We start from the raw sequence: 10,374 nt of genomic DNA, 5'->3' as shown, positions 1-10,374 counted from the left end.
TATACGAGACACGGCCATGGCGGCCTGATCTTCAACCCGCCGCCCCACACGAAATTCCTGACAGTCCCTGGGCCTCCGACCCGCCAGCCAAGCTGTCGACCATCGAACGGAACTGGCCCTTCCGGAACATCCGCATCACCTCGAACCCGCGAATGGCATTGTGCGCCGTCTTGCGCGACGTGAACCCTCGCACCGGACGGATCCGCTGCTTCAGTTTCCCGTGGTCTGACTCCAGCCTGTTATTGAGGAATTTCACCTGCCGATGCTGGCAGGTCGGCGACAGGCGACCTTCCTTGCGCAACGAGGTGATCGCCTCGTTGTAGGCGCGGTTCAGTCCATCGGAGGGCGCTCGGGAAGGGTAAGTGCACTTGAGACAATAGGGTGGCCTTACGGCTTTCGATCTAATGACACCGAAGGGCTTGCAGCAGACATTCGCGGGAAGCGGTTTTAACGTCAGCAACGGGGCCGAGAGTGGAACGGCCGCTTTCCTCAGGCTGCCGCCCAAAAGCTGACGGTCACCTCTCGGCCCTGTCACGCCGTCCGTTTTGCAGTTGACTTGGGTGGAATGCGGCGTCAAGCGCAGCGAGACCTACAACGTGCGCTTGGCCTGCGCGCATCTGGTCCACGACCCGACAGACAACAATCCCCCGAATCTGCCAGCGCTGTCACATTCTGCACGACATGGCCGAACACATCCGGCGGCATTAAGCCAACTGGCTCAAACACGCGGCGATGGGCGACCGTCTTCGACGGACCCTACGAGGCGTTAGGGCCCAGAAAGAGCCGGCGTATCGCTCTCGATCTGTTCAGCTTCCAAATCGGCCGTCGGTTGTAGCACCGGAACGAGATGAGGCCGGATTGTAGTGGCGAAATCCTCCTCTTTGATCTCGTCGTTCACGAGGTCAAGGATCAGACCCAGGATTTCATCGTCCGTGAGGTCGAGCTCCAAGTCGTTGAGATCGAGAAACAATTCGCAGCAGAACGCCGCGGTACGCTTGTTGGCGTCGTGAAAGGCATGAGCCTTCGCTATTCCGAAGCACACCATCGACGCGATCGTCGCCGCGTCGAGGCTGTCGTCAAAGGAGTAGCGCTGCTCGGCCCGGTAAACGGCAGACTCGAGGAGTCCTCGGTCCTTGATGCCTTCCAACCCAACGCCGGTGTCGTCGAGCACCGTGTTGTGCTGCTCGATCACCTGCTCAACGGTGAGAAAGATCATCAGCGATGGGCCAGCGCCATCATGAGGCCCCTACGCTTCTCCAAAAGACGTTGCGCGCGTGCCCGAACCAAGTCGTCCGAAGCGTGCTCGATCGTGCCGAGTCGAGCGTCAGGAAGGATATCCTTGGCAGCGTCGCGCTCGATCGCCCGCGCCACCTTAGCCGGGTCGATCTTCCCGCTGGTGACGTTCAGCTTCATCTCACCGACCGCAGGGCCGCGCGTGACGAAGCCCATTGAGCCATCGCGCGAGCGAATGCGGCGCTGAGGTCTCGGGTCGTTCTTCTCTTCTGCGCTCATGATCGATCTCCTGGTTCAGAATATAGTCCACATTCAACTTCGAAGCGAGTCGGCAGGTTCTGTTGCGAATAGCGATCTGGGATGCGAGCCTGGGAGCTGAAGGCAGTTTAATTCGAGAGTGTGCGGCATGAGTTTGGCGTTCAAAGGCCGATATTTCGCTCGCGACATCATCCTGTTGTGCATGCGCTAGTACTGCCGATACGCGCTGAGCTGTCGCGACCTCGTGGAGATGTTGGCCCTAGCCGAGACAGAGCCGTCCGCAACAGCTTCGCGGTCCTCCTCTGCGGTCCGGTCCCCGACTGCGCCGGCGATGCTGGCCAGCCCCGTCCCGACTGATCGGGTGGCTGCGGGGATTGGCTCCGCAAGCTCGAACACCTAGATTGGAGGCGAACGTGAAGATCGACGGACTCCAGATCGCCAAGGCCCTCAAGACTGCCGGCATCGACCAAGACAAGGCCGACGACCTCGCACAGGAACTCGCCGACGCCGACGACAACGCGGAGAAAGACATGGCCTCTCTCGAAGATCTCGATGCCATCAACGCCCGCTCCGATGCGCGCATCGAGGCCAGCTATGCACGCATCGAGGCCGCCATCAATCGCCAGATCGTCTGGACCGTCGCTACGTACGCGGCAGCAGCTGCCATCATCATTGCCGCTATGAAGCTCTAACGAGGACCGGAAGCCGGCTTCGGCGGGCTTCCCTGTTCGCCACGCCTTCCTTCAGCTCGGCGCCACACGCGCGCGGAAGTGATCATGGTCGTCGCCGTCTGCGCTTCCGAAAAACTCTACCGTGCATCCGGGCCTTCATGCACGCGAGTGCCTGTCAGTGCTTGATCCAATCGAGTGTTGCGTCGAGGCAGAGGATACCTATGGAAGCCGAAGGCGGTTTTCTCGTATCGGGTGGCGCCAGCCATGCGCGTGAAGGATTGCGATCCCAAGAGCTCAGAGCCCTTCAGGGGCGTAGGGCAACAGCAACCAAAGCTCGGCCCGAAGGGCTACACCTATATCGCTTGTCAGAGCTTCACGATGGCAACAATCGCGATCGTAAAGAGGAAGGCGATACCGGCGATCCAGACTCTCTGGCGGTGAAGGGCGGCCTTGATGCGTGCATCGGAGCGGGCGCTGATGGCATCGAGGTCCTTGAGCGAGACCATGTCTTTCTCCGCGTTGTCGTAGGCGTCTGCGAACTCGATAGCGCTTGATCAGAAACCCGCCGATCGAGCCCATCGATGCCAAGGCGACGCCGAAGAGACAGACAAAATCAGCGGATCGACGTCGGTTACATCGTAGGCCACATGTACGCACTCCGATTGTAGCGCGAACGCAGATCGAAGACGAGAGATGCAGACATGGGCGCCTGGACCCTACTGGCTCCCTGCTTGGGCGTTTACAGTGATTGGCAGCGGTGTTCGCATAAGGAGCTCGCAGCGCTGCGGCTTGCCGGTAAAGCGCACGGTGCGGGAGCAAGCAGCGAGCCGGTCGCTGTTATCTTTGTAAAGAGTGTGCATAGCATTTAGCCGATCACTGTAGTCCATGTTTTCAACACACAGCAACGTCCACCCCGCTTACCAAAGATTGATCTGCCTGGTGGCGAACGCAGCAAGATAAGAGCCGCCCGGTAGGATGGCTGCCGCCAAAGGATACAATACAAAGCCTGCCAGCAACATTTCCGCAGCGACGATCCACAGCGTCCAATTATGACTCTTGCGCTCCCTAGCACCCTCAACAAGCGTCTGAAGAAAGCGAAGCTCCTCCCGCAAGCTGCTGGACGTATCTTTCAGGCTCTGAGCGGTCGGACGCAGGCTTTTTCCCACATCCTCCGCCACGCTGCGTGACAGCACCGACGACAGATCGCTCCGATGGCCGGGGAGGTTGGCCAGCGCCTCGACGGTAAGGCTGTGCCCTCGAACAATCTCACGGAGATCGATCAGCTCCTCCCGGCTATCGGGCGGCAGCTTGAGATTTTCGATCAGAGTCAGGACCTTCTCCATTCTCTGATTCAGATAATCCTGCCTTTGAAACAGAATGTTCAAGGGGTTCGCGCTCTCTGTCGAAACGCTCGATGCCTGCTCTGTAAGCTGATCGCTCGTCCCTGCCGTCCCCGTCATTCTGCCTTCACAGCTCCCACCCAAGCTCGATCTCACGGCTCTTCTCGTACTGGCTCTCCAGCGTCTGCGCCACACTCTTGTCGGCCTGCACTTCGCTCATGAGGCCAAGCTCGCCCCAACGTTCACGCAGGCCCTGCTCGAGCACCGATCCCGGCTCGATCGTGCGCGCGAGGTCGATCCGTTCCGTGAGAAGCGCCTGACGCGCGTCGTCCCCGCGCCATCCCGGGGTCACACTCGCCTCACGATTGTTCACCTCGTTCCATGTGAGAAGGAAGCGATCCGCTTGGATGCGGGGATCGAGACGCGCCGCGCTTTCCCGTATGATGCCAGCGCTCAGGGCCTCTGCACGGGACGAACCACGCAGATCCTGAAGCGCGGACCGTGTTGCACTGTCATGATGCAGTGCCGAGCGCAGCTGGTCGTGCGCTCCCGGCTGAAGCCCATCCAAGGCAGCGCCAGCCTCTGCCAGCGCGCGGGCGTCACTGGCCAGGGGCTCCAGACCGCGCTCCAGGGCCGGGCGCATGACGTCATGCAAGCGCGCCCAGCACGCTAGGGCCTCCAGAAGCGGCGTCGAAGCCGGGTTCCCTAACGACGACAGCGACGCGCTAAAGGCGGGCATGGCTGGGAAGCTCGGTGACTCTGCGAAGCTCAGTGGCAGGAAGCTCGGCAAACCCTGCCCTTCTTCCGGTCCCCGCTGGCCACTCAACCAGGACAACTCGAACCGCGAGGGCTCGAAGCGCGGCATACAATCCAGGGGCTCCTGCATTGCGGCAGGAGAGGTGCTGGCCACGGCCTCATCGACGCCTTGCGACCAAGCTGCGGCGGGCGGCGAGAGAGGCAGGATTGGCAACGGTAGGGAGCGTTCCGGGTCCGCGCTCTGATGTGGCTCCAGCGGCAGAGGCGACACCATACGTTGGTAATCGGCCAGCACGCGCTGTTCCTCCCGCTGTTGACGATAGGTCGTGTCGACGTCGCGCACGGTCTCCAGAAGACCCAGTTCCCAGGTGGCCCGCGAGACCGTGTGAACGTCTCGCCAGTTTGCCCCGAGCGCATCGCGAACGGTCTGTGAGAGACCGGCCAAGCGCGGCTCGTGATCGGGGTCGGCGAGGTTCGGGCCGATCGCCACGACGAGCGAGGGCGCGATCACGTCCGCGACCCGTTCGGCATAGTCGTGGAGACCCTGCGAGGTGACATAGCGCGTCAGCTCGTTCTCCGCGGTGTGGAAGGCCGAGCGACGGGCACTGCCTTCATGGTTCATGGAAGCGGAATGGTCCTGCACATGCTGGAGACGGTTCAGAGGCTGGCGAAGGTCGTCGTGCGGTTCCAGAGAGGCCGCCTGCGTGGCGTCGCGATAGCGGGCGGGCGTATCGACATGGATCTGCTGCGCAGCGTCCTGCGGGCCGTTCTGGGCAAGGAACGAGGCGGCATAGGCTTTGACCTGTTCCAGCACCTCGGACGGGTGCGGCAGACCGCGCTGCTCGAGGAAGGTCTCGAAGCGACCGGCGGGGCTCGCGGCGAGCGCAATCCGGGCGTCCAGGGCTTGCCTGGCCTCAGCATAATCGGGCGTCTTGCGGAAGTCGATCGAGGTGTCCTTTAGCGTCTCGCGCGACAGGCGGTTCATGGCCTGATCGGGCGTCGCCAGCTGCTCGGCGCCGGGACGGGTGAACACATCGAGCGGAATGTGGAAGGTGACGTCCTCGCGGTGGCGGCTGAGCGAGACGTAGCTGAGCTGGGCGTCCATCATCGCCCCGGCGACGACGTGAACGCGGTCGTAGGTGGAGCCCTGGGATTTGTGGATCGTCATGGCGTAGCCGTGGTCGATGTTGTTGTAGCCCTCGCGTGTGATCGCGACCGGCTCGGCGCGATCTGGAAGGCTGACGACGAGACCCTTCGAGCCGACGCTCTCGACATGGCCGATCGAGCCGTTGCGAACGCCGAGTGTGCGGTCGTTCTCGAGGAAGAGAACGCGGTCGCCGGGGGCGAACTCGCGCGGTCCCCGCGCCGTCGCAAAGGTCTCCCCGCCGGTCAGTCCGCCGTCGAGCTTGATCGAGGCGCGCGCCATCGCGTTGAGGTCGAGAACGTCGCGATTGGTGTGGGCGAGAATGACCACATCGGCGCCGGCGCGGCGATCGTGGTCCCAACCCTTGATGGCGGCCTCCAGCGCGCCGGCTCGCGCGTCGTGGAATTGGAACGTGTCGTTGCCCTTGTAGATGTCCATGGCCGAGCGCGCTTCGCCCGCTCCGAACAGGACGCTGGCGCGCGCATGGTCCTCGCGTTCCTGGCGGCGAACTTCGGTGAGTTCGACATAGCCGACCTCGGAGGCGATGGAGCGGAAGGCCGCGCCCGCCTCGATGGGCTGGAGCTGGCGCGCATCGCCGACGAGCAGCACCTTGGCGCCGAAACCGTCGAGCTGCGCCATGACGCGCGCCATCTGAGCGGAGGCCACCATGCCCGCCTCATCGATCACGAAGACGTCGCCACGCAAGAGCTGATCGTAGCCGCCCGCCCAGGCATTCTCCCAGGATGCCAGAGTGCGGCTTTCGATGCCCGACGACTGCTGGAGATTGTCGGCCGCCTTGCCGGCGAGAGCGGCGCCGTAAACGCCTGCGCCCGCCGCTGAATAGATCTCGTTGACGGCGGCCATGACAGTGGATTTGCCCGCGCCGGCGATACCGACCATGACGCCGATCCCCTCGTCGCGGGTGAGGCGATCCACGGCGGCTTTCTGCTCGGGCGTGTAGGTGAAGCCCTGACGCTCCTGGGCGCGCGAAAGCGCGGCCTCACGAGTGACCTGATCGACCTCGAAGCCGCGATCGGCGTGGCGGTTCAGCGTGGCCCTGAGCATGGCGGCCTCGCGCTCCAGAACGGCCTCCGTAGTGAAGCGCTCGCCCTGGACGACGCGGTTGGTCTCGGGGTCGTGGATCTGGGCCTGGATCGTGACCAGTTCGGGCAGCATTCCGATGCGGTTCATGAGCCCTTGGAAGTCGTGGCCCTCCCCCATGTAGCGATGCACGACGCGGGCGATGTCGCGGGTCGAGAAGGTCGACTGCTCGCGGGTGATGTGCTCCAGCGCGAGGGAGGGGTTCTCTTCGAAGCGGGCGAAGGTCGCGGCGCGGTCGGCGGCGTCCCTGGCGGGCACCTGATGCTCGGGTCCGAACTGGCGCATGTGCTCGGTCTTGCCGCGATGCTGGGTCGGCAGAATGTCGGTGATGCCGCGATCCTCGAAGGAGCGGTGATCGACGGTGATGTCGTGACCGGCGAGCGCCAGCGCCTGGTTCATCTCGGAGCCCCAAGCGGCGCGCATCTCGTAGAGTTCGTCCTTCGACCCCGACCACTTCTCGTAGACGACAGCGCCGCGCTGGGTGCGCAGCGGCTCGCCTTCCTCATCGCGGGCGATCACGGCCTTTGGCCCAAAGCCCTGTTCGGTCAGGGGCCGGACGGTCGAGAGGATGTGGACATGGGGATTGTGCTCGCGTCCGGGCGGGACGTGGATGGCCCAATCGGCGACCCGTCCCCTGGCGGTCAGGTGCTCTTCGACGAAGGCGCGCACGAGGGCGATCTGCTGGTCCTGAGTCAGCTCGACGGGCAGGGCGAGGGTGAGTTCTGTGGCGTATTTGGCGTCGTAGCGCTTCTCGCCTCTCTCGACCTTGTTCCAGAGCTCCTGCGAGGCGTTGATCGCATCCGGGCCGACGAGGCGCGAGCCATCCTGACCCGGTGCATCAGAACCGGCGGCAAAGCCGAGTTGATTACGAACCCATTCCGGCGCGTCCGCTGGAATGGCGAGTTCGGAATGCACGGTGCCCTGGCGCCTGGAATAGTCCTGAGTCTCACCGAAATGTTGAGAATACATGGCGACGTTGTGACGATAAGCGGCGGCCGCAACAGCGGAATGCCCTGATCCTCCCGAGATGACCGTCTGACGGAAGTGATAGATCGCCACGCCGAACCGATCGTCATGCCAAAGGCGCCCTTCTGAGCGCCGCTATGGATCTCTGGCAGGGCCTGTTGCGAAAAGCAACAGGTAATTGCGCTGTTTGCTCCTGCAACCAGATGCTCAAGAGCCCGCTGCGCGGTCCGCTTGAAGCCGGTCGCTCCGCTCCGGAGAGGCCGATAGGAGGGGTGCGGGAGGCGAACACAGCGGGTCGCGGGCGGCGCTGCGGAGGTCACGAACGCAAGGGACGCCGCCCGCGACGGAGCCCCGAACTCGGCATCCGAGGTCGGACGATCCCAGGCGCTGGATCGAGCCATCGATCGCGCCGGATGGGCCCGAAACCGCGCAGCGGTGAGGGCACGGGAGAAGTGATAGGGGTTTGGGGAAAGAGGAGGAGGGAACCGTCCCTCTTTCCCCAAAAGCAAGCGTCGAGGAGAGGATGCCTCCCCTCCTCAAGTGTCCCGTTCAGGAGCTGCAGTCCCTGCCTCATCGGCGCGGACGAGCAGGTTGGGTCGGATCGCCGAAACGGTCCCGTCAGGCTCGGCCCGAAGATGAGCCGAACGCTGTCTGGCTCACACGTGAGCGTGGTCCCATCGGCCCTCGTTGCCTGCCTGGAAGACGAAGCCTTGCGGCAAGCGACGCATCGGACTCGATGCCTCCAGCCAAGACGCCATCGACGTGTCAGATCCCGCGATCCTGCAGGCGGCTTTCGAGATGGGTGTAAGCGCATGGCCAGCGTTCTAGCCCTTGCCACCGACGCCGACGGCCGCATCCGGTCAAACGAGCTGGGACTCCCGTTCCCGCATCTACGCTTCCTGTTGGAGCGCTGGATGAAGAAGGGGTCGATCCCTTTGCGGGACGTCGTGGAGGGCATGCTCCACACCGCTGGCCGAGACGACGATCCGGAAGCGGTGGGACGCCTCGCCGCCTTGATAAAGGCGGCCCTTGGCCCGAACAGAGATGGCCCCGAAACGATACCGGCTCGAGAGGACGAGAAGGCTGCGTTACGCGGGGCGGCAGGGCGTTGGGTCGAGGCGAGAATGCGCACCCGGAAAAAGCACCGGGAGGCAAAACAGAGCGAGCCTCGTCTGGCCGCCGGACTGGCAGCGGCCGCCGAGGTTTTTTGCCCGCTCCAGCCGCTGCGACACTGAACGCGCTTCCTCGTCCCGATACGCCTGAGAAGTCGACCGGCCGGGATCGCTCACCGTGGCCCGACTGGGGCCGCGTCGCGATGATATTGGAGCTTGGAGCGGCTACGGCTGCGGTACTGCTTCCTGATCGCGCGGTGCTCGCCGGGGTTCAGAAGCTCGTAGCCCTTCGCCGTCATCCGGTGCACCCAGGTCGTCTCCAGTGCCAGCGCTTCCTCACGCGAGAACGCCTCGCCCAGCTGCTTGAACATCGGTCCTGTGCCTTGGTTCAGATACGTCGCGATCCTCTTGATCCGGCGAAACATCAGCTGCGTATCGGCGGGACGATCGGAGGGATCGGCCAGACGCGCCTCCAGCTTCGGTAGCAGACTGACGCTCGAACGGTGCTGCTGCCAGCGGCGCTCCAGACAGGTCGTCATGCCGACATAGAACGGCGTCCCATCCGGATTGCAGATGGCATAGACCCAGTGTGTCGGCGCATAGGGATCGGGGGCGTCGCGGAACGTGCTCAGCTGGCTCTCGAGACCCATCGCAGAGGCGCACAGACGCGCATGGCGCAGCGAGCGCAGATCCTCCTCATCGAACAACAAGCCGGCATCCACCGACAGATCCTCGATCGCGAGTTCGCAGGTTTCCGCAAAGGGCAAACGGGGCATGGGTCTCTCTCCTCTTGGGCGAAGTCCCCCTCCCCTTCCCTTCCTCGTCCTCTGGTCCACAGCGCTCCAATACGGGCGCAAACCTCGGCCTCGACGACAGGAGCTTGTCGGTCGAGATGACTGAGGGCCGATGTTGCGGCGAGCGGTTCAAGGGCTTGCTGAAAAACTGATTCGCCGCCTCCTTCGTCGTGCGAGTTTGCGAGAGATAGAATTCGAGGGTTTGACCACCGTCGCCGATGGCTCGGTAGAGATACGTCCAATCGCTTCAGACCTTCGTAGGTCTCGTCGGCGTACCCGGTCTTGGTCTGCAGAGGCTTGCACAACTGGACGCGGCGGTCGAGCTCGGGCGCGAAGTGCTGAAACCATCTGTAGCTGGTCGTGTCATCCAGCGATAGATCGCGCTCGACCATCATCTCCTCAAGGTCGCGATAGCCGAGGACGTAGCGGCAATACCAGCCCAGACAGAGCGGGATGATATCGGGCGCGAAGTGCCGGCGTTTGACGCCAAACTCCTGCTGCCGACCCTCTGATTGAACCGCCTTCAATTTCAAGGCTCGCACCACAGATCGCCATTCGCAACAGATGGGGTATTCGGCTTTGGCGCCCTGTTCTTCGCTGCTGTGACGGGTGGAGGTGCTGCGCTTCGAGCTGATGGATAACGTGGTCTGGATCGGATCCCAGCCACAGGCATCAGCGAGGGAAGCGCAGCATGCGGTACTATGCGGGTTTGGACGTCTCGGTAAAAGAGACGAGTGTCTGCATTCTGGACGAGACGGGTCGGGTCTGCCTGGAGCGCAAGGTGGCGAGCGACCCGGCCGATCTGGCTCTGGTGCTTCAGGACCCGCGCTGGCCGCTGCACCGGGTCGGGCTGGAAGCTGGCCCCTTGTCACAATGGCTGCATGCCGGTCTCGGCCAGGTTGGCCTACCTGTCATCTGCATCGAAACGCGTCCTGCCACAGCCTTTCTGAATGCACGCGTGACAAACACAGATCACCCCGATGCACGACGCCTGACACA

The 10,374-nt window shown here is 63.4% G+C and carries 8 protein-coding genes and 3 pseudogenes; 3 read left to right on the top strand and 8 right to left on the bottom strand.

Annotated elements, in window-relative coordinates; all coding sequences use genetic code 11:
• Nucleotides 1–106: 106 nt before the first annotated feature.
• The 3 genes and pseudogenes from NS365_RS24810 to NS365_RS22195 all read right to left on the bottom strand — a co-directional run.
• A pseudogene (locus NS365_RS24810) lies at nt 107–325 on the bottom strand (DDE-type integrase/transposase/recombinase); the annotation flags it as partial.
• 441 nt (nt 326–766) lie between these two features.
• Nucleotides 767–1,216 carry a type II toxin-antitoxin system death-on-curing family toxin gene (locus NS365_RS22200; protein WP_058602478.1) on the bottom strand — a complete coding sequence of 150 codons (450 nt, stop codon included), beginning with the start codon at nt 1,214–1,216 and terminating at the stop codon, nt 767–769.
• Nucleotides 1,216–1,512: a hypothetical protein gene (locus NS365_RS22195; RefSeq protein WP_153003904.1), complete on the bottom strand. Its 297-nt coding sequence runs from the start codon at nt 1,510–1,512 to the stop codon at nt 1,216–1,218. The genes NS365_RS22200 and NS365_RS22195 overlap by 1 nt, the downstream gene beginning before the upstream one ends.
• Before the next feature lie 392 nt (nt 1,513–1,904).
• Between NS365_RS22195 and NS365_RS22190 the strand changes: the two genes are divergently transcribed.
• The gene (locus NS365_RS22190; RefSeq protein WP_153003903.1) at nt 1,905–2,183 is read left to right on the top strand and encodes a hypothetical protein; all 279 of its coding nucleotides are present in this window, start codon (nt 1,905–1,907) and stop codon (nt 2,181–2,183) included.
• Nucleotides 2,184–2,527: 344 nt separating this feature from the next.
• On the opposite strand, the gene NS365_RS24645 is transcribed toward NS365_RS22190, so the two are convergent.
• From NS365_RS24645 to traA, 3 genes are all read right to left on the bottom strand, one after another.
• Nucleotides 2,528–2,668 (bottom strand): hypothetical protein, encoded by a 141-nt coding sequence (locus tag NS365_RS24645; RefSeq protein ID WP_193753508.1) that lies wholly within the window; start codon nt 2,666–2,668, stop codon nt 2,528–2,530.
• Nucleotides 2,669–3,079: 411 nt separating this feature from the next.
• Nucleotides 3,080–3,547, bottom strand: a complete 468-nt coding sequence (locus NS365_RS22185) for a DUF6118 family protein (protein ID WP_153003902.1) — start codon at nt 3,545–3,547, stop codon at nt 3,080–3,082.
• Between the two features lie 82 nt (nt 3,548–3,629).
• On the bottom strand, nt 3,630–7,562 hold the full coding sequence (traA, locus tag NS365_RS22180; RefSeq protein ID WP_058602474.1) for a Ti-type conjugative transfer relaxase TraA: 3,933 nt from the start codon (nt 7,560–7,562) through the stop codon (nt 3,630–3,632).
• A 719-nt stretch (nt 7,563–8,281) separates the two neighbouring features.
• Between traA and NS365_RS22175 the strand changes: the two genes are divergently transcribed.
• Nucleotides 8,282–8,704, top strand: coding sequence for a hypothetical protein (locus NS365_RS22175; RefSeq protein WP_058602473.1), 423 nt, complete (start codon nt 8,282–8,284; stop codon nt 8,702–8,704).
• Between the two features lie 50 nt (nt 8,705–8,754).
• On the opposite strand, the gene NS365_RS22170 is transcribed toward NS365_RS22175, so the two are convergent.
• Nucleotides 8,755–9,357, bottom strand: coding sequence for a GIY-YIG nuclease family protein (locus tag NS365_RS22170; RefSeq protein ID WP_058602472.1), 603 nt, complete (start codon nt 9,355–9,357; stop codon nt 8,755–8,757).
• Nucleotides 9,278–9,607, bottom strand: a pseudogene (locus NS365_RS25400) (DDE-type integrase/transposase/recombinase); the annotation flags it as partial. The pseudogene NS365_RS25400 and the gene NS365_RS22170, both read right to left, overlap by 80 nt.
• Nucleotides 9,608–10,066: 459 nt before the next feature.
• Between NS365_RS25400 and NS365_RS22165 the strand changes: the two are divergent.
• Nucleotides 10,067–10,374: pseudogene (locus NS365_RS22165) on the top strand (IS110 family transposase); the annotation flags it as partial.

Origin of the sequence: Aureimonas ureilytica (assembly GCF_001475935.1) — a bacterium.
Lineage (GTDB): Bacteria > Pseudomonadota > Alphaproteobacteria > Rhizobiales > Rhizobiaceae > Aureimonas > Aureimonas ureilytica_A.
This window is presented reverse-complemented; position numbering and strand designations above follow the sequence as displayed.